This window comes from Luteimonas sp. MC1572, assembly GCF_016615815.1.
Taxonomy (GTDB): Bacteria; Pseudomonadota; Gammaproteobacteria; order Xanthomonadales; family Xanthomonadaceae; genus Luteimonas.
Window position 1 is genome coordinate 1,256,582 of the sequence record NZ_CP067112.1, and the last position, 17,336, is coordinate 1,273,917.

The 17,336-nt window shown below is 68.3% G+C and carries 15 protein-coding genes, 1 tRNA gene and 1 pseudogene; 9 read left to right on the forward strand and 8 right to left on the reverse strand.

Features of this window, described 5'->3' with window-relative positions; translation table 11 throughout:
* Nucleotides 1-113: 113 nt before the first annotated feature.
* Both JGR64_RS05695 and JGR64_RS05700 read left to right on the forward strand, forming a co-directional pair.
* Nucleotides 114-853 (forward strand): annotated as a pseudogene (locus tag JGR64_RS05695) (transposase); the annotation flags it as partial.
* 155 nt (nucleotides 854-1,008) lie between these two features.
* On the forward strand, nucleotides 1,009-1,878 hold the full coding sequence (locus JGR64_RS05700) for a HipA domain-containing protein (RefSeq protein WP_233347983.1): 870 nt from the start codon (nucleotides 1,009-1,011) through the stop codon (nucleotides 1,876-1,878).
* A 54-nt stretch (nucleotides 1,879-1,932) separates the two neighbouring features.
* Here the strand turns inward: JGR64_RS05700 and JGR64_RS05705 are convergent, their stop codons facing one another.
* Genes JGR64_RS05705 through JGR64_RS05715 form a run of 3 tightly spaced genes read right to left on the reverse strand, consistent with a single transcriptional unit; the run spans nucleotide 1,933 to nucleotide 4,180 of the window.
* Nucleotides 1,933-3,369 carry a deoxyribodipyrimidine photo-lyase gene (locus tag JGR64_RS05705; protein ID WP_199372441.1) on the reverse strand — a complete coding sequence of 479 codons (1,437 nt, stop codon included), beginning with the start codon at nucleotides 3,367-3,369 and terminating at the stop codon, nucleotides 1,933-1,935.
* Nucleotides 3,369-3,599, reverse strand: a complete 231-nt coding sequence (locus JGR64_RS05710; RefSeq protein ID WP_199372442.1) for a DUF378 domain-containing protein — start codon at nucleotides 3,597-3,599, stop codon at nucleotides 3,369-3,371. The genes JGR64_RS05705 and JGR64_RS05710 overlap by 1 nt, the downstream gene beginning before the upstream one ends.
* A gap of 35 nt (nucleotides 3,600-3,634) precedes the next feature.
* A complete protein-coding gene (locus JGR64_RS05715) occupies nucleotides 3,635-4,180 on the reverse strand; it encodes a fasciclin domain-containing protein (RefSeq protein WP_199372443.1) in 546 nt (181 codons plus the stop codon).
* A gap of 97 nt (nucleotides 4,181-4,277) precedes the next feature.
* Here JGR64_RS05715 and JGR64_RS05720 point away from each other — a divergent pair, with 97 nt between their 5' ends.
* The 6 genes from JGR64_RS05720 to JGR64_RS05745 all read left to right on the forward strand — a co-directional run bounded on the left by JGR64_RS05720 (nucleotide 4,278) and on the right by JGR64_RS05745 (nucleotide 10,497).
* Nucleotides 4,278-5,147, forward strand: coding sequence for a MerR family transcriptional regulator (locus JGR64_RS05720; protein WP_199372444.1), 870 nt, complete (start codon nucleotides 4,278-4,280; stop codon nucleotides 5,145-5,147).
* Between the two features lie 142 nt (nucleotides 5,148-5,289).
* On the forward strand, nucleotides 5,290-6,789 hold the full coding sequence (locus JGR64_RS05725; protein ID WP_199372445.1) for a catalase: 1,500 nt from the start codon (nucleotides 5,290-5,292) through the stop codon (nucleotides 6,787-6,789).
* Between the two features lie 73 nt (nucleotides 6,790-6,862).
* Nucleotides 6,863-7,873, forward strand: a complete 1,011-nt coding sequence (locus JGR64_RS05730; protein WP_199372446.1) for an NAD-dependent epimerase — start codon at nucleotides 6,863-6,865, stop codon at nucleotides 7,871-7,873.
* Nucleotides 7,870-8,880: a UDP-glucose 4-epimerase GalE gene (galE, locus tag JGR64_RS05735; protein ID WP_199372447.1), complete on the forward strand. Its 1,011-nt coding sequence runs from the start codon at nucleotides 7,870-7,872 to the stop codon at nucleotides 8,878-8,880. Before JGR64_RS05730 ends, galE begins: the two co-directional genes overlap by 4 nt.
* A gap of 279 nt (nucleotides 8,881-9,159) precedes the next feature.
* On the forward strand, nucleotides 9,160-10,308 hold the full coding sequence (locus tag JGR64_RS05740) for an MraY family glycosyltransferase (protein WP_199372448.1): 1,149 nt from the start codon (nucleotides 9,160-9,162) through the stop codon (nucleotides 10,306-10,308).
* A 102-nt stretch (nucleotides 10,309-10,410) separates the two neighbouring features.
* Nucleotides 10,411-10,497 (forward strand) — tRNA-Leu (locus tag JGR64_RS05745).
* 8 nt (nucleotides 10,498-10,505) lie between these two features.
* Here the strand turns inward: JGR64_RS05745 and JGR64_RS05750 are convergent.
* On the reverse strand, nucleotides 10,506-10,685 hold the full coding sequence (locus tag JGR64_RS05750; RefSeq protein WP_199373275.1) for a hypothetical protein: 180 nt from the start codon (nucleotides 10,683-10,685) through the stop codon (nucleotides 10,506-10,508).
* A 124-nt stretch (nucleotides 10,686-10,809) separates the two neighbouring features.
* Here JGR64_RS05750 and JGR64_RS05755 point away from each other — a divergent pair, with 124 nt between their 5' ends.
* The gene (locus tag JGR64_RS05755) at nucleotides 10,810-12,438 is read left to right on the forward strand and encodes an FMN-binding glutamate synthase family protein (protein WP_199372449.1); all 1,629 of its coding nucleotides are present in this window, start codon (nucleotides 10,810-10,812) and stop codon (nucleotides 12,436-12,438) included.
* Nucleotides 12,439-12,495: 57 nt separating this feature from the next.
* Here JGR64_RS05755 and JGR64_RS05760 read toward each other — a convergent pair whose 3' ends face one another.
* The 4 genes from JGR64_RS05760 to JGR64_RS05775 form a co-directional block, all read right to left on the reverse strand.
* Complete coding sequence (locus JGR64_RS05760; protein ID WP_199372450.1) at nucleotides 12,496-13,725, reverse strand: cation:dicarboxylase symporter family transporter; 1,230 nt, start codon at nucleotides 13,723-13,725, stop codon at nucleotides 12,496-12,498.
* 61 nt (nucleotides 13,726-13,786) lie between these two features.
* Nucleotides 13,787-14,638, reverse strand: coding sequence for a MurR/RpiR family transcriptional regulator (locus JGR64_RS05765; protein ID WP_199372451.1), 852 nt, complete (start codon nucleotides 14,636-14,638; stop codon nucleotides 13,787-13,789).
* Between the two features lie 12 nt (nucleotides 14,639-14,650).
* Complete coding sequence (locus tag JGR64_RS05770; protein WP_199372452.1) at nucleotides 14,651-15,751, reverse strand: dipeptide epimerase; 1,101 nt, start codon at nucleotides 15,749-15,751, stop codon at nucleotides 14,651-14,653.
* Nucleotides 15,752-15,788: 37 nt separating this feature from the next.
* Nucleotides 15,789-17,174: an SH3 domain-containing protein gene (locus JGR64_RS05775; RefSeq protein WP_199372453.1), complete on the reverse strand. Its 1,386-nt coding sequence runs from the start codon at nucleotides 17,172-17,174 to the stop codon at nucleotides 15,789-15,791.
* Between the last annotated feature and the right edge of the window lie 162 nt (nucleotides 17,175-17,336).

A 17,336-nucleotide genomic window follows, 5' to 3' on the forward strand; every position in this document is an offset into this window, starting at 1 on the left:
GAGTGCAACGAGGCAGCGCGCGGTAAGCGGCCACCGGGTCATTGGATAATCCCCCCACAGGTTAGCTGACGTCAGAAGTGGAATTTTCTCTTGCGCTTTCCTGGGCAGGTTCGATGAAGAAGTCCCGCTTCACCGACAGCCAGATCATCGCCGTGCTCAAGCAGGCCGAAGCCGGCATGCCGGTGCCTGAGCTGTGCCGCGAACACGGCATCAGCTCGGCGACGTTCGACAAGTGGCGCAGCAAGTTCGGCGGCGTGGAGGTGTCCATGGTGGCCCGGATGAAGGAGCTGGAGGAGGAGAACCGTCGGCTGAAGAAGATGTACGCCGAGGCCCAGCTCAGCACCGACCTGCTCAAGGAAGCGCTCGCAACAAAATGGTGAGGCCATCTCGGCGCCGGGAGATGGCCAGAACAGCAGTGGAAGGCGGACGTACCAGCATTCGGCATGCCTGTCAGACCTTCGAGGTCAGTGAAACCTGCTACCGGCTCCAGGCGAAAGCCTGCGAGGAGAACGCCCGGATTGCCGACTGGCTGGTACGGCTGACCACGACGTATCGCGACTGGGGCTTTGGCTTGTGCTTCCTGCACCTGCGCAACGTCAAAGGCTTTGGCTGGAACCACAAGCGGGTCTACCGCATCTACCGGGAGCTGGAATTGAACCTGCGGATCAAGCCGAAGAAGCGCTTGGTGCGGGAGAAGCCCGAGCCGCTGGCGGTGCCTGAGGCGATCAATGAGGTCTGGTCGATGGACTTCATGCACGACCAGCTCAGCGACGGACTCAGCTTCCGGCTGTTCAACGTGCTTGATTACTTCAACCGCGAAGGGCTCGGGATCGAGGTCGACCTGTCACTCCCGCGTCCCGCGTGATCCGCTCGCCGGCTCCTTGACGTTGCTGCCACCCGGCACACCAAAGGCAGCTGGCGGGACGGTTGCACTGTCGGACACCGAACTTTCGGCGCGCATCCGTGCGCTGCCACGGCAGTCGCTGGCCGCCGGGAGCGCAAAAGCGGATGTCGCTTGCCGGTGCCCAGCACAAGCTGGCGCTCGTCATGGTGGACGGGCAGCTGCTGCAGCCCGTCGGGTCGGAGGCGTCGACGTACATTCTGAAGCCGGACCACCCGGAAGCCGATTACCCGCATAGCGTTGCGAACGAGTCGTTCGTGATGCAGCTGGCCAGGCGGATGGGACTGGATGTGCCGCGGGTCGAGCGCCGTTACGTGCCCGAGCCGGTCTATCTGATCGAGCGCTTCGACCGCGCGGTGTCAGGCGAGGGCGTGCAACGGCTGCACGCGATCGACGCTTGCCAGTTGCTCAACCTCGATCGCCAGTTCAAGTACCAGCAGGGCAGCATCGAAGTGCTGGCCCGGATCTCGGGTCTGTGCCGGGCCCGGTTGCAGACGCGCTGGCGGCTCTTCGACTGGCTGGTTTTCAATCTGCTGACGGGCAACAGCGATGCCCACCTCAAGAATATCAGCTTCCTGATTGGTCACGGGGGTGTGGCCTTGGCTCCGCACTACGACCTGCTCAGCACGGTGTGCTACGAGTCCCCGGCCTACGACCGGGAGGGGTGGCCTTCGCAGTCCACGTTGGCTTGGCCGGTCCTGGGTGTCACGAAGTTCGCCGACTTGGACTTTCCCTTGGTGGTGCAGGCCGGCATGGGGATCGGGCTCACGGAAAAGCGCGCCCGGGATCAACTGGTGTGGATGCGGGATCGCATCATGGACCAGGCGGAGGCGCTGTTGTTGGCAGTCGAAGTGGAAAACGCCCGACTCCCCACGGATGTGCACATCGGGCCCACGCTTGCCGGCGAAGCCCGTTGCCTGCGCACGATCACCTACACGGTGATCCAGGAGATGGTGCGACGGTTGGCCCCCGGCTGACCGCTCAAGCCACCGCAAGCTCGATCCGCATGGCGCGCGAGATAGCCGCAGCCCTCAAGGTTGTGAATCGTCCGACCTGCTTCCGGACAGCTGCGTAAATGCAGCGAGCGCATCCCGCCGGCTCTCCGCCAGATCCACGATCGGCCGCCGCGGGTACGCCAGCGCCGCTTCCCGTCCCGCCACCTCCCACGGCGCATGCCGCCCCTTCGCCGGCAATCCCCGCAACTCCGGCACCCACTGCGCGATGTACTCGCCCTTGGGGTCGAACTTCTGCGCTTGCAGCACCGGATTGAACACGCGGAAGTAGGGCGCGGCATCCACGCCGGTACCCGCCACCCACTGCCAGCCGAGCGTGTTGTTGGCGAGGTCGGCATCGACCAGGGTGTCCCAGAACCAGCGGGCGCCGTGGCGCCAGTGGATGCGCAGGTTCTTGGTGAGGAAGCTGGCGACGATCATGCGCACGCGGTTGTGCATCCAGCCGGTGGCCCAGAGCTCGCGCATGCCGGCATCGATGATCGGCACGCCGGTGCGGCCGCGTTGCCAGTCACGCAACAGGTCGGGCGCGGGTTCGGCCCAGGCGAAGTCGGCGAAGCGCGGGTTGAAGTCGGTATCGGGGGTGTGCGGAAAGTGGTGCAGCACGTGGTGCGCGAACTCGCGCCAGCCGAGCTCGCGCACGTAGGCGGCGCGTTCGTCTTCGGGGCCGGCGTTGGCGAGCGCGTCGGCGATGCGCCAGGGGGCGATCTCGCCGAAGTGCAGGTGCGGCGACATGCGTGAGGTGAGCGAGCGGTCGGGGCGGTCGCGGCCGTCGCGGTAGTCGTGCAGGCCTTCGCTGGCGAAGGTGCGTAGCGCGGCATCGGCGCCGTGCTCGCCGGGATTCCATGTGTCCCAGAAGCCGGCATCCCAGCGCGGCGATGGCTGCAGGCCGAGGGAGTCGAGGGTGACTTCGCCGGGCAGCGCGTCGTCGAACGATGGAAGCTGATCCGGCGCGTCCAGCAGGCGCGGCGGATTCCAGTTGGCGAGCGCGGCTTTCCAGTACGGGGTGAACACGCGGTACGGATCGCCGAGGCGGGTTTCCACCTGCCAGGGTTCGAAGAGCAGGCTGCCGTTGTACGCGTCCGCGCGCAGGCCGGCACGACGCAACTCGCGGCGCACGTGGGTGTCGCGCGCGTCGATCGCGGGCTCGTGGCGGCGGTTCCAGAACACCGCGGACGCCCCGGAGGAGGCGGCCGCGGCCAGCAGCGAGGGGAGGGTATCGCTGCAAAACACATGCAGGCGCGAGCCACGCTCGCGGAGCTGTCCATCAAGTGCGACGAGAGCGCGGTGGCGCCATGCATCCGACGCCGCGCCGGGCGTCCACGCGCCTTCCTCATGTGGCGCGTGGACGTACACCGGCACCGGGGTGAGCCCGGTGCCCAGCGCGGCCTGCAGGGCCGGGTTGTCCCGCAGGCGCAGGTCGTTGCGGAACCAGACCAGCGCTGCGGGGGCTGGCATCAGCGGCGCATCTCCGCGCGGCCGTCGTCGGTGGCGACGCTTGCCTGCATCAGCGGCAGGATCTGCCACAGCGCGGACAGGCCGACCAGCACATACACCAGCCGCGCCAGCATGGCGTCCTGGCCGCCGAAGAGGGTCGCCACCAGGTCGAATTGGGCTGCGCCCACCAGGCCCCAGTTGATGCCGCCTACGATCACCAGCGCGAGTGTCACGATGTTGAGGACTTTCATGGTTGTCTCCAGGTTGCTCGGGGCAGGGGTGGCGATCAACCGCCGGGCATCAGGACCTTGTCGATGACATGGATGACGCCGTTGGTGGCGTTGACGTCGGCCTTGACGACCTTGGCGCCATCGATCGTGACGCCACCGTTGGCGGCGGCGATGTCGACCGAATCGCCATTGACGGTGGCCGCCGTGTCCAGGCCGGACACGCGCGCGGCGGGGTAGCGGCCGGGGACCACGTGGTAGGTGAGGATGGCGACCAGCTTGGCCTTGTTCTCGGGCTTGAGCAGTTCGTCGACGGTGCCGGCCGGCAGCGCGGCGAACGCGGCATCGGTAGGCGCGAACACGGTGAACGGGCCCTTGCCCTTGAGCGTGTCAACGAGATCCGCGGCGGTGAGGGCCGCGGCCAGGGTCTTGAACTGGCCGGCGGCAACCGCGGTGTCGACGATGTCGGCCTGGGCCTGCGCGGGCTTGGCGGCGGCGGTGCCGCTGGAGCCGGCGAAGGCCAGCGGCGCGGACAGGCCGAGGGCGAGGGCGACGGTCAGGGTGCGGAGGGTGGACGCCTGGCGGATGGAGTTGGTGCTGGTCATCGGAGATGTCCTTGTTGGGGTGTGGCGCCAGTGTCCGCAACAGGCCGTTAATCGGTTGTACAAGCCAAGGCTGTACATGTGTTGTACATTGCGTGGCATGTTCCCCGTCAAGGCCGCCGCCGAGCTCAGCGGGCTCACCCCCGAAACCCTGCGAGCGTGGGAGCGCCGCCACGCGGCCGTGCTGCCGCACCGCGACGAAAAGGGCCGGCGCCTGTACGACGGCGCGATGGTGGAGCGCCTCACGCGCCTGCACCGGCTGACCGACCGCGGCCATCCGATCCGCGACCTTGCCGCGCTCGACGACGCTGCGCTCGACCAGTTGCTCGAAGAGGGCCGACACGCGGGCTACGGCGGCGTGGAAACGCTGCCCGAACGCATGCTCGATGCGATCGCCGACTACCAGGTGGATGTGTTCGACCGTGACCTGGCGGTGGCCATCACCACGCTGCCGCTGCCGGTGCTGATGGCGCGCGTGGTCACGCCGTTGCTGCGCGAAGTGGGCGTGCGCTGGTCCGACGGGCGCCTGGCCATTGCGCAGGAAAGGCTGGTGAGCAGCATGTTGCGCGCACGCCTGCTGTCGGTGCTCAACCAGCAGCCGCGCGGCGGCCGACCGCGCGTGCTGTTCGCCACGCTGCCGGGCGAGCGCCACGAGCTGGGCCTGATCGGTGCGGCGCTGCATGCGTACGAGGCCGGCGCGCCCGTGCTGTACCTGGGCACCGAGTTGCCCGCGCGCGAGCTGGCGCGCGTGGCGGAGCGCCTGGGCGCGGCGGCGGTGGCGATCAGCTCGGTCGATCCGGGCCAGGCACGCACCGCTCTGCACGAACTGCAGACGCTGCACGACGCGCTGCCGCCAGGCGTGGCGATCTGCGTGGGCGGTGCGAATGCCCGCTACCTCGCCGAGGCGCTGGGCATCGCGCGGGTGCGAGCGGTGAGCGATGCGACGGAGCTGGCTCGCCACGCGGTGTGAGCTGATCGCTGCCGTGATAGGGGGCGGCTATCGAATGCGCCCGCTCAATTCATTGGTATTCAGGTCCACGCCGGGGCGATGATCGTCTGCACCCGCGCTGCGGCGCTTGCAGCGATTCCTCCAAGCAAAAGGACCCAGCCAGATGAGCAATCCAGCCGACAAGGCGCACCCGCCCTCCACCACCGGCGCAGGCGCGCCCGCCGTGAGCGACCGCAACTCGCTGACCATCGGGCCGGACGGTCCGATCGTGCTGCACGACGTGCACTTCCTCGAGCAGATGGCGCACTTCAACCGCGAGAAGGTGCCGGAGCGCCAGCCGCACGCGAAGGGCGCGGGCGCGTTCGGCACGTTCGAGACCACGCAGGACGTGTCGCGCTACACCAAGGCCGCGCTGTTCCAGCCGGGCGCGAAGACCGAGCTGCTGATCCGCTTTTCCACCGTGGCCGGCGAGATGGGCAGCCCGGACACCTGGCGCGACGTGCGCGGCTTCTCGCTGAAGTTCTATACCAGCGAGGGCAACTACGACCTGGTGGGCAACAACACGCCGGTGTTCTTCGTGCGCGACCCGATGAAGTTCCCGCACTTCATCCGCAGCCAGAAGCGCCTGCCCGATTCCGGCCTGCGCGACAACCACATGCAGTGGGACTTCTGGACCAACAACCCCGAGACCGCGCACCAGGTGACCTACCTGATGGGCCCGCGCGGCCTGCCGCGCACCTGGCGGCACATGAACGGTTACGGCTCGCATACCTACCTGTGGGTCAACGCGGCCGGCGAGAAGTCCTGGGTCAAGTACCACTTCCACACCCGCCAGGGCATGGGCTTCTTCAACAACGGCGAGGCCCGGGACATGGCCGGCGCCGACGCGGAATTCCATCGCCGCGACCTGTTCAACGCCATCGCGCGCGGCGAGCACCCGCAGTGGGTGATGTCCGTGCAGGTGATGCCGTATGCGGATGCGAAGACCTACCGCATCAATCCCTTCGACCTGACCAAGGTGTGGCCGCACGCGGACTATCCGTTGATCGAGGTCGGCACCATGACGCTGGACCGCAACCCGGAGAACTTCTTCGCGCAGATCGAACAGGCGGCGTTCTCGCCGGGCAACACGGTGCCGGGCATCGGCCTGTCGCCCGACAAGATGCTGCTGGCGCGTTCGTTCGCCTACGCGGATGCGCAGCGCAACCGCATCGGCACCAATTTCCACCAGCTGCCGGTGAACCAGCCGAAGGTGCCGGTGAACACCTACATGTTCGACGGGCAAATGGCCTACCAGCACAGTGGCAGTGCGCCGGTATACGCGACCAACAGCGGCGGTCGCGCGTGGTCTGACGAGACCGGCGCGGTCGACAACGGCTGGGAGGCCGACGGCACGATGGTGCGCAGCGCCTACACCCTGCGAGCCGACGATGACGACTTCACCCAGCCGGGGATCCTGGTGCGCGAGGTGTTCAGCGATGCCGACCGCGACGGCCTGGTGGAAACGGTGTCCGGTGCGCTGCTGGGCGGCGTGCGCAGCCCGGTGCTGGAGCGCGCGTTCGCCTACTGGACGTCGATCGATGCCGACGTGGGCCGGCGCATCGAGGAGAAGGTGCGCGCCGGCAGCGCGCCGGAACCGGCGGCGGGCATGGGCGAAAGCTAGGCCGCACGGCGGCACAGCGAGGGGCGTGCAGGTGGGCGGGGGTTATCATTCCCCCTCCCACCGGAGCCCCTGCATGAAAGTCCTCGTCACCGGCACTGCCGGCTTCATCGGCAGCCATGTCGCCCTCAAGCTCCTTGCGCGCGGCGACGAGGTCATCGGCTTCGACAGCCTCAACGACTACTACGACGTCAACCTGAAGAAGGCGCGCCTGGCGCGCTTCATGGACCACCCGGGCTACACCCACGTGCAGGCGGATCTGGCCGACCGTGCGGCGGTGGAAGACGTGTTCGCGAAGCACAAGCCACAGCGCGTGGTGAACCTGGCGGCGCAGGCAGGCGTGCGCTATGCGGCGGAAAACCCGCACGTGTACGTGGCCAGCAACGTCACCGGATTCCTGCACGTGCTGGAAGGTTGCCGCCACCACGGCGTGGAGCACCTGGTGTTCGCGTCCACGAGTTCGGTGTATGGCGCCAACCGCGCCATGCCGTTCAACGAGCACCAGGGCACCGAGCACCCGCTGACGCTGTACGCGGCCACCAAGAAGGCCAACGAGATGATGGCGCACTCGTATGCGCACCTCTACGGCACCGCTACCACCGGGCTGCGGTTCTTCACCGTGTACGGGCCGTGGGGCCGGCCGGACATGGCGTTGTTCCTGTTCACCCGCGCCATCCTTGCCGGCGAGCCGATCAAGGTCTTCAACAACGGCCACCACCGGCGCAGCTTCACCTACGTGGACGACATCGTGGAAGGCGTGGTGCGTGCGCTCGACCGCGTGCCCACCGTCGACGCTGCATGGAAGGGCGAGGCGCCGGATCCTGGCACCAGCGGCGTGGCGCCGTACCGCATCTACAACATCGGCAACGAAGAGCCGGTGGAACTGCTGCGCTACATCGAGGTGCTCGAGAAGTGCCTGGGCCGCAAGGCGGTGATGGAGCTGCTGCCGCTGCAGGCAGGCGACGTGCCCGATACCGAGGCCGACGTGTCCGCGCTGGTGGCCGACGTGGGTTACCGGCCGCAGGTGGGCGTGGAGGAAGGCGTGGCGAACTTCGTGCGCTGGTACCGCGAGTACCACGGCGCATGAAGATCCTGGTCTGCGGCGGCGCGGGCTACATCGGCAGCCACACCTGCGTGGCGCTGGCCGCGCGTGGCCACGATGCGGTGATCTACGACAACTTCTCCAACAGCGCGCGGATCGCCGTCGAGCGCATCGCCGAACTGGCCGAGCGCCCGGTGGCGCTGCTGGAGGGCGACATCCGCGACGCGGCGCAGCTTGCCGCGGCGTTGGAAGGCGTGGACGCCGTGATCCATTTCGCCGCGTTCAAGGCGGTGGGTGAGAGCTGCGAGCAGCCGCTGGCGTATTTCGAGAACAACATCGGCGGCAGCGTGACGCTCCTGCAGGCGATGGAAGCCGCGGGCGTGGCCAACCTGGTCTTCAGCTCGTCGGCCACCGTGTATGGCGACCCGGACAGCGTGCCGATCAACGAGGACGCGCCGCTACGCGTCACCAACCCCTACGGCCGCACCAAGCTGGTGGTGGAGGAGCTGATCGGCGACCTGTGCGCGGCACGGCCGGGCTTCAACGCGCTGCTGCTGCGTTACTTCAACCCGGTGGGCGCGCACCCCAGCGGGCGCATCGGCGAAGACCCCGGCGGCATCCCCAACAACCTGATGCCGTACATCAGCCAGGTGGCGGTGGGCGCGCGCGAATGCCTGAGCGTGTTCGGTGGCGACTATCCGACGCCCGACGGCACCGGCGTGCGCGACTACATCCACGTGATGGACCTCGCCGAGGCGCACGTGCGCGCGGTGGAGACGCTGCGCCCGGGCTTCGGCTGCCAGGCGGTGAACCTGGGCACGGGGCAGGGCGTGAGCGTGCTGGAACTCGTGCGCGCGTTCGAGGAAGCCTCGGGGCGCAAAGTGCCGTATCGGGTCATCGCGCGCCGCCCCGGTGACGTGGCCATGTGCTGGGCCGACCCGTCGCGTGCCGCTGAAGTGCTCGGCTGGCGTGCACGACTGGATCTGCAGCGCATGTGCGAGGACGCGTGGCGCTGGCAGTCGGCGAACCCCGCGGGCTATCGCTCCGCCTGAAGCGCTTCCTGAAGCGTGACCGTTGTCGCGTTATCAGCGGCGCGGGAAGCGCGCGACAGACGTCGGCCAGGTGCCTGTCATGACGCTGCGATGTGCACTGCACCATCATGTAAATGAACGGGTTGCGGTGTTTCTCGCGGACTGCCCGACTTTGTGATCGTTCAAGCCCCGCGCTCGCGCACGGCGGCGTAAAATGCAGTGCGGAAATATTGGCGCGGAAATTGCTTCTACTATTCCGCCACTGGAAGGTTGTAGCGCATCGGAGAGCGCAGTCGAGACATGGATTTTTTGATTGACACCGGATTGTTCCAGGGGATCGCTGCCGCGGCCCTGACTTGGCTGATGATGAAGGTGCTGCATCCCTTCGCACCCCGCCTGAACCTGCTGGACTTCCCCAAGGGCCGCAAGGACCACGCACACCCCACCGCGATCACCGGCGGGCTGGCAATGGCGGTGGCGTTCATCGCCGTGGTGCTGACCACGCTCGACGCGTATGCGATGGCATCGATGATCTCGTTCACCAGCGCCTCGGTGCTGCTGGTGGCCGTGGGCCTGTACGACGACCGCAACGACCTGCGCTGGTACTGGCGGATCCTGGCGCAGGTCATCGCGTCGCTGATCATGATCTACGGCGCCGGCGTGCGCGTGGAGCAGCTGGGGGCGGTATTCGGCATGGACGACCTGGCGCTGGGCTGGCTGTCAGTGCCGTTCACGGTGTTCGCGACCATCGGCATCATCAACGCGATCAACATGATCGACGGCGCGGATGGCCTGGCCGGCCTGCTGGTGGCCGCGTGCCTGACCATGCTGGCGGCAGCGGCACTGTATGCCGGCAACACCTGGCTGTCGCGGCTGGCACTGACGATCGCCGGCGCAGTGGGGGCGTTCCTGCTCTACAACATGCGCTTCCCGTGGCAGCCGCGCGCCAAGGCGTTCATGGGCAACGCCGGCAGCGCGTTCCTGGGCCTGGTGGTGGCGTGGGTGGTATTCCGCCTGACGCAGAACACCAGCCATCCGGTGAACCCTGTGCTGGCGCTGTGGCTGATCCCGGTGCCGGTGATGGATTGCCTGGTGCTGACCGTGCGCCGTTCGCGCGAAGGCCGTTCGCCGTTCTCGGCCGGCCGCGACCACATCCACCACTTCATGCAGGACGGCGGCTTCGGCCCGACCCAGGCGGCGCTGTTGCTTGCGGCTTTCAGCGTGGCCTGCGGCCTGGCCGCGGGACAGGCGATGCGCCTGGACATCCCGCATCCGGTGATCCTGGCGATGTTCCTGCTGCTGTGCGCGGGCTGGTACTGGGTGAGTGCCGACCGCCTGCGCGCGCTGGCGTTCTTTGCCACGCTGCGTCGATTACCCGTGTTCGGCATGCCGCCGCAGCGGCCAAAGCCGCGGCCGGGCGTGGACATCGTCGAGTCCGACGGCGCCTGAACCCGGGCGCCTCGCGCCACTCGAACGCCACGCAAGGCCGTTGGCCGGCGCTTGCTGCGTTATGCCTGCTGGGGCCGCGCAACGCGTCCCGATGCTTGATCTGCCCGGGTGGCGAAACTGGTATACGCAAGCGACTTAAAATCGCTCGGCCGCAAGGCCATGCGGGTTCGATCCCCGCCCCGGGCACCACGCCAGCATCATTCGCGCGTCTTGGCCGGCACGAACGGCGAGACCGGATCGCTGGCCGGGAAGGTTTCGTCCAGGGCTTCGTCCTGGTTCTCGCTTTCATGCTGCTTGCGCTCGCGGCGGTGCTGCGGGTCTTCCGGCAGGTCGGGTTTGCACGAGTCGTTGGGCAGGTCTTTGCGGTCGCGTGTCACGGGGGCGCACCGGGTGGATGTGGGGCCCATGGTGTAGCGCTTCGCGCGTTGTGGCGGCGTGACCTGCGGCGTCTGTGGGATCATGCGGCCCCCGCGCCGTGCGCGCTTCTGTCGCCGACCTGCCATGCATCGCTATTCCGCCTACGCCCTCAGCATCGCCTTGACGGTGCTGTCCCTCGTCGCCGCGATCACCTGGTCGCCCGGCTGGTGGGCGGCGGTGGTGGTGTTCGGCGCGGCAGCGGCACTCGGCACGGCGGACGTGCTGCAACGCACCAGCACGCTGCGGCGCTGCTATCCGGTGCTGGCGCACTTCCGCTACGGGCTGGAAGGCATCGGGCCGGAGATCCGGCAGTACTTCATTGAACGCGACACCGAGGAGGTGCCGTTCTCGCGCGAGCAGCGGGCGCTGATCTACCAGCGTGCCAAGCACGAGCAGGACACGGTGCCCTTCGGCACCGTCCACGATGTCTACGGTGACGACTACGAGTGGATCAACCACTCGCTGGTGCCGACCCACCTGCACAACCACGATTTCCGGGTGCGCGTGGGCGAGTCGTCCGCGGCGCCGTACGACGTGAGCGTATTCAATATTTCGGCGATGAGCTTCGGCTCGCTGTCGGCGAATGCCATCCGCGCGCTGAACCTGGGCGCAAAACGCGGGGGCTTCTACCACGACACCGGCGAGGGTTCGATCTCGTCGTACCACCGCGAGTTCGGCGGCGACCTGGTGTGGGAGATCGGCTCGGGCTACTTTGGCTGCCGCGACGACCGTGGCGCGTTCGATGCCGGGCGCTTTGCGGCCAACGCCGTGGATCCGCAGGTGAAGATGATCGAGATCAAGCTGTCGCAGGGTGCCAAGCCCGGCAAGGGCGGCATGCTGCCGGCGGCCAAGGTGACGGAGGAGATCGCGCTGGCGCGCGGCGTGCCGGCGGGCGTGGACTGCATCTCGCCGTCGCAGCATTCGGCCTTCACCACGCCCCGCGGGCTGCTGGAGTTCGTGGCCAGGCTGCGCGAGCTGTCGGGCGGCAAGCCCGTGGGTTTCAAGCTGGCCATCGGCCACCCCTGGGAATGGTTCGCGGTGGCCAAGGCGATGCACGAAACCGGGATCCTGCCGGACTTCATCGTGGTGGACGGCGCCGAGGGCGGCACCGGTGCGTCGCCGGTGGAGTTCATCAACCACATCGGCGTGCCCATGAACGAGGCGCTGATGCTGGTGCACAACACGCTGGTGGGCCTGGACCTGCGCGACCGGGTGAAGGTGGCTGCGGCGGGCAAGCTCACCAGCGCGTTCGGGATCGCGCGCACCCTGGCGCTGGGTGCGGACTGGTGCAACGCCGGCCGCGCGTTCATGTTTTCGCTGGGCTGCATCCAGGCGCGCAGCTGCCACAACGACAAGTGCCCGACCGGCATCGCCACCCAGGACCCGTCGCGCTGGACGCGCCTGGATGTGGAGAACAAGGCGACGCGAGTCGCCAACTACCACCAGAACACCCTCAAGGCGCTGCGCGACCTGCTGTGCGCCGCAGGCCTGCAGGGCCCGGGAGAACTGGGGCCGGAACACATCCTGCGGCGCATGTCGAAGGTGCAGGTACGCTCGCTGGCCGGCATCTACAACTACCTCAAGCCCGGCCAGTTGCTGAGCGGCGAGGTGCCCGACCACGCGGTGTTCCAGGCGTTCTGGGCAGCGTCGCGCAGTGATACGTTCGCGGCACCCGGGCGGGTGATGGCGATGCGGGCCTCGAAGGAGAGCTGACGCTGCAGGCCGCCGCGCCGCCGCGCCGCCGCGCCGCAGCGCGTGGCGCGCTACGCGCTACGCGTCCTGGCGCGCGACGATGCTCGTGGCGGTGAGGTCGCCGGTGACGTTGCCGACGGTGGAGAAGACGTCGGGGATGTTGTCCACCGCCAGCAGCAGCGCCAGCGGCTCCACCGGCAGGCCCATGGCCTGGGTGACCGGCAGGTTGTTGGTCATGAAGCTCACCTGCCCGGGCAGGCCCACCGAGCCCATGCTGATCAGCGCCGACAGCACGATCGCGGTGCCGACCTGCACGCTGCCGAGCTCGATGCCGTACATCCAGGCGATGAAGCTGACCACGCCGATGTACTGCACCGGGCTTGTGATGCGGAACAGCGACACCGCCATCGGCAGCACCAGCGACGTGACGTGCAGCGGATAGCCGAGGCGTTCGCGCGCGCAGTCGACCATGGCCGGCAGCGACGCCAGCGACGACTGCGTGCTGGCCGCGATCGCCTGCGCGGGCGCGATGCCGACGCCGAAACGCCGCACCGGCTCGCGCGCCACCACCGCCGCCACCACGTACAGCAGCACGGTGACCATGATGTACAGCGTGCACAGCAGCAGCACGTACCAGCCGAGCGCGCCGAGCACGCCCGCGCCGACCCGAGCGCACACCGCCAGCACCAGCGCGAACACGCCTACCGGCGCCGCCCACAGCACCCAGCGCACGATCACGATCATGGTGTCGGCGATGGACTGCACCAGCGCCAGCAGTTGCGCACGCCGCTCGGGCAGGATGCGCGTGGCGGCGAAACCGAAGAACAGCGAGAACACCACCAGCGGCAGCATGGCGTTGGCCGCCGCCGCAGCCAGCGCGTTGTTGGGGATCACGGTGGCGATCCATTCGCCGAAGCTCGCGGCGCGGCCGGGCTGGGTGGCTTCGGCCCCGATCGCGGCGCGGAACGCCTCCACCAGTGACGCATCGCGTGGTACCAGCGACAGCAACGTCGGTGCCATCACCGCGGTGAACGTGCCCGACGCGATCAGCAATACCGCGAACACCAGCATCGCGCGGCGCGCGGTGCGGCCCGATGCCGCGGCATCCGCTGCCGTGTTGACGCCCAGCACCACCAGCGCCGCGACCAGCGGCACCACGGTCATCTGCAGGGCGTTGAGCCACAGCCGGCCGACGGGCTGCACGGCGTCGGCCACATTGGCGGCGAGCGCTGCGTCATGGAAGGCGAGGGCAAGCCCGACGACGGCACCGAGGACGAGTGCGAGCAGGACGCGGGCGGCGGTGGACATTCGCTTCATGCTTGGATCATCGCCTGTGCGTCAGATGGAAAGGTAGCGCCAGGATGGCGCGTCATGTGCCGGGTGCCTGCAGGCTTTCGGCGAAGTTGGCCACCAGCCGCCGCAGGTGCGCGTCGTCCTCGCACAGCAGCAGGAACACGAGGTCCAGCAGGTGCTGCAGTGCCGCCTGGTAGAGCAGCAGCTCGACATGGCCGCGCGGGTCATGCGCCGACACCAGCAGGCCGACATCGGCGCTCGCGCGCAGCGCGTTCGCGGTGTGGCGGGTGATGGTGACCACCTTGCCGCCGCGCGCGCGGAACAGGCGCGCGGTATGGCACAGCGCGCCCTCCTCGCCGTGTTCGGAGAACACCAGCAGCACGTCGCCGGGCGCGGCCGACGAGGTGCCGATGCCCATCAGCGACGGATCGAACAGGTGGATCGCGGTGCGCCCGAGCAGCGCCAGCTTGATCGCGAACGCGCGCGCGTTGAGGCCGTCGTGGCCCAGCCCGACCGAGTAGACCTTGTCGGCGCCGCGGATGGCCGCGGCCACGGCATCGATGCGCTCGTGCGGGTTGAGCACGCGCGTGGCCTGTTCGGCCTGCGACTTGGCGCGCCACAGGGTGTCGGCCAGGGCGGAGTAGGGATCGCCGATGTCCGCGCCGGGTTCGATGCCGGAGCCGTCATCCTCGCCGTCATGGCGCGCCAGCGATTCGCCGATCGAATACTTGAGGTCCGGATAGCCCTTGAAGCCGAGTTTCTGGCTGAACTTCACCACGCTCGACTGGCTGATGCCGAGCGCGTTGGCCAGCTGCTGAGAGGAGTAGTCGCGCAGCAGGTGGGCGTTCTCGAGCATGAAGTCGGCGATGCGCCGCTCGATGGCCGACATGCGGTCGCGTTCGCCACGGATCCTGAGCAGGGGAGGCATGTGCGCCGCCGGTCAGGCCGGGATGGCTTCCAGGCCGCGGATGCCGCGAATGCCAAGCCCGGGCGCGTCGCCCACCGAGATCTCGGATTCGTTGAACTCCACGCCGCCATCGACCGGGTTGAAGCGGCACAGCGACGGACCGTCGAGGTCGACCTTGGTGATGGCGCCGCCCTTGGCGATGGCCAGGTGCACGGCGGCGGCCACGCTGATGCTGGATTCGATCATGCAGCCGATCATGCACTCCACGCCGTACACCGCGGCGATGTCGGCGATGCGCACGGCGTTGGAGATGCCGCCGGTCTTCATGAGCTTGATGTTGATGATGTCCGCGGCGCGGCGCTGGATCAGGTCGATGACTTCCGCCGGGCCGAACACGCTTTCATCGGCCATCACCGGCGTCAGCACGCGTTCGGTGACGTACTTCAGGCCCTCGATGTCGCGCGCGTGCACCGGCTGCTCCAGCAGTTCCAGCGCCACGCCGGCGTCCTCGAGCGTGCTGACGGCGCGCACCGCCTGCTTCGGCGTCCAGCCCTGGTTGGCATCCAGGCGCAGCAGGGCGCGGCCGTCGACCGCGGAATGGATGGCCTTGACGCGCTCGATGTCGACGCCGATGTCCTTGCCCACCTTGATCTTCAGCGATTCGAAGCCGCGCTCCACCGCGGCCAGCGAGTCGGCCACCATCTTGTCGATGTAGTCGACGCTGATGGTGATGTCGGTGGTGACAACGGGGTCGCCGCCGCCGCCGAGCACGCGGTAGAGCGGAGCGCCGTACAGCTGCGCGAACAGGTCGTACAGCGCGATCTCGACCGCCGCCTTGGCGCTGGTGTTGCGCTCCATGGCCGACTGCACCAGCGCGACGTTGCGGTTGAGATCGGCGACTTCGCGCCCGATCAGCCGCGGGCCGATCACGCGGCGGATGGCTTCGATGATCGAGCCGTGCGTGTCGCCGGTGATCACCGCGGTGGGCGCGGCCTCGCCGTAGCCGACATGGCCGCTGTCGGTGTGGACCTCGACCACGATGTCCTCGACGGTGTCGACCGTGCGCAGCGCGGTCTTGAACGGCGTCTTCAACGGCACGCGCAGCATGCCGAGGCGGATTTCGGTGATCTTCATGGGCGGCTGCGCTCGTTGGGGGGCACGCGTGTGGGCATCAGGGCCGGATGCGCTGGATGCTGGTGATGCGATCGATGGTCGGCGTGTCCGCGTTCGACAGCATCGGCAGGATCGGCGTCACCACCACACCGTTGAGGTCCAGGCGGCGCAGCTCGCCGTCGTCGCGGCGGTAGGTCATGCCGCTGGTGTCGTGGATGGCGTAGGGCGCGCCATCGACATGGCCGAGCATCATCATCACGTGGCCGGGGATGTAGACCAGGTCGCCGACGCGCGCCTCGCGCAGTACCTTGCGGCGCTTGTCGTGATCGTCCTCCGCGGTGAGCGGGAGGCGGTTCAGCGCGGGGCTGACCGACTGGTCGCGGGTGTTGCGCGGCACCAGCACGCCGAAGCTGCGGTAGACCTCGGACACGAAGCCGCTGCAGTCGCGCGCGTTGTACGAGTGGCCCCAGCCGTAGCGTTCGCCGAGGAACTTGAACGCCTGGCGGATGAGGTTGGCTTCGGTCAGCGGCAGGTAGTCGTTGGCGACGTCGGCCGAACGCGGGATCAGTGCCGGCGCGAATTCGAGCGTGCCGTCGGCGGCACGCACAGGGAGTTCGACGACGTGTCCGGCATAAGGATGCTGGCCGTTGACCTCGCGGTCGCCCGGCCAGTCGGCCAGCACCGGCACGCGCACGCCCATGTCGAGCTGCACATCGGAGACCTCGGGCCGCTCGGGGGTGTAGACGGTGCGCGCGGTGGCGCCGGTGACCACCAGATAGGGCGCGCGGCGGCCGTATTCCAGCACCGCCTGCTTGTCGCCCTGCGCGATGGCGTCCTTCTCGACCCACGCGGCGTAGCGCTGGCTGACCACGAAGTACCAGGCGCGGTCGCGGCTCTCATGCACGATGGCCACCGGGTCGCCGGGGAACAGCGCGCTTTCCTGGAAGCGATCGATGTCGGTGTCGCCGGGCGAATTGAACACGCGCAGGCGGGTGGGGAAGGTGCGCAGGGCCGCGCGGCGCACCGCCATGCCGTAACGGGTGACCTGGGTCTGCGGGATGGACTTCAGCGCGAGGTTGGCTTCGATGCGAGCCATCTGCCGCTTGGTGCCCACGGCGCCGGTCTCGTCGTAGAGCTCGCGTTCGGGCATCACCGACAGCGCGGTGATCCACGCCGTGACCTGGTCGGCCTCCAGCGTGCCGGGCAGGGCAGCGATGTCGTGCAGTGAGGGATCTTCGTCGTGCATGCGCACGTTCTGCTGCGCGATCTGGTCGCGGCTGAGGATCACGCGGTCGGGCTGGCGCAGGCGCGCAATCCAGTAGTCCGGCGCGAGCTGCGCCTCGACGATGCCCGGCACGTCGTGCGCAGGCGTGGAGACCGGTTCACGCGCGGACAGCGCGGGCGCGGCGAACAGCAGGCAGAGCAGCAGGGCTGCGAATCGCATGGGTCGTCCCCTCCCCGGAATGTCGAGGCCGGGCTTGATCATGGAATACATCATTCGCGGAAATCAATACAAAAGAATAAATTATTGACGACCTGTGAACGCCATGTTACACAGCCATCGAAGCCGTCCCCAGGGGCGAGGAGTGGGTCAGGGGTGCAGATC

Coding starts and splice junctions, on each gene's coding strand:
- JGR64_RS05705 (WP_199372441.1), bottom strand. CDS start 3,369: ATGCCAGCCCCCGCAGCGCTGGTCTGGTTCCGCAACGACCTGCGCCTG.
- JGR64_RS05755 (WP_199372449.1), top strand. CDS start 10,810: ATGCATCGCTATTCCGCCTACGCCCTCAGCATCGCCTTGACGGTGCTG.
- JGR64_RS05765 (WP_199372451.1), bottom strand. CDS start 14,638: ATGCCTCCCCTGCTCAGGATCCGTGGCGAACGCGACCGCATGTCGGCC.
- JGR64_RS05770 (WP_199372452.1), bottom strand. CDS start 15,751: ATGAAGATCACCGAAATCCGCCTCGGCATGCTGCGCGTGCCGTTGAAG.
- JGR64_RS05740 (WP_199372448.1), top strand. CDS start 9,160: ATGGATTTTTTGATTGACACCGGATTGTTCCAGGGGATCGCTGCCGCG.
- JGR64_RS05760 (WP_199372450.1), bottom strand. CDS start 13,725: ATGTCCACCGCCGCCCGCGTCCTGCTCGCACTCGTCCTCGGTGCCGTC.
- JGR64_RS05700 (WP_233347983.1), top strand. CDS start 1,009: ATGTCGCTTGCCGGTGCCCAGCACAAGCTGGCGCTCGTCATGGTGGAC.
- JGR64_RS05730 (WP_199372446.1), top strand. CDS start 6,863: ATGAAAGTCCTCGTCACCGGCACTGCCGGCTTCATCGGCAGCCATGTC.
- JGR64_RS05710 (WP_199372442.1), bottom strand. CDS start 3,599: ATGAAAGTCCTCAACATCGTGACACTCGCGCTGGTGATCGTAGGCGGC.
- JGR64_RS05720 (WP_199372444.1), top strand. CDS start 4,278: ATGTTCCCCGTCAAGGCCGCCGCCGAGCTCAGCGGGCTCACCCCCGAA.
- JGR64_RS05725 (WP_199372445.1), top strand. CDS start 5,290: ATGAGCAATCCAGCCGACAAGGCGCACCCGCCCTCCACCACCGGCGCA.
- JGR64_RS05775 (WP_199372453.1), bottom strand. CDS start 17,174: ATGCGATTCGCAGCCCTGCTGCTCTGCCTGCTGTTCGCCGCGCCCGCG.
- JGR64_RS05715 (WP_199372443.1), bottom strand. CDS start 4,180: ATGACCAGCACCAACTCCATCCGCCAGGCGTCCACCCTCCGCACCCTG.
- galE (WP_199372447.1), top strand. CDS start 7,870: ATGAAGATCCTGGTCTGCGGCGGCGCGGGCTACATCGGCAGCCACACC.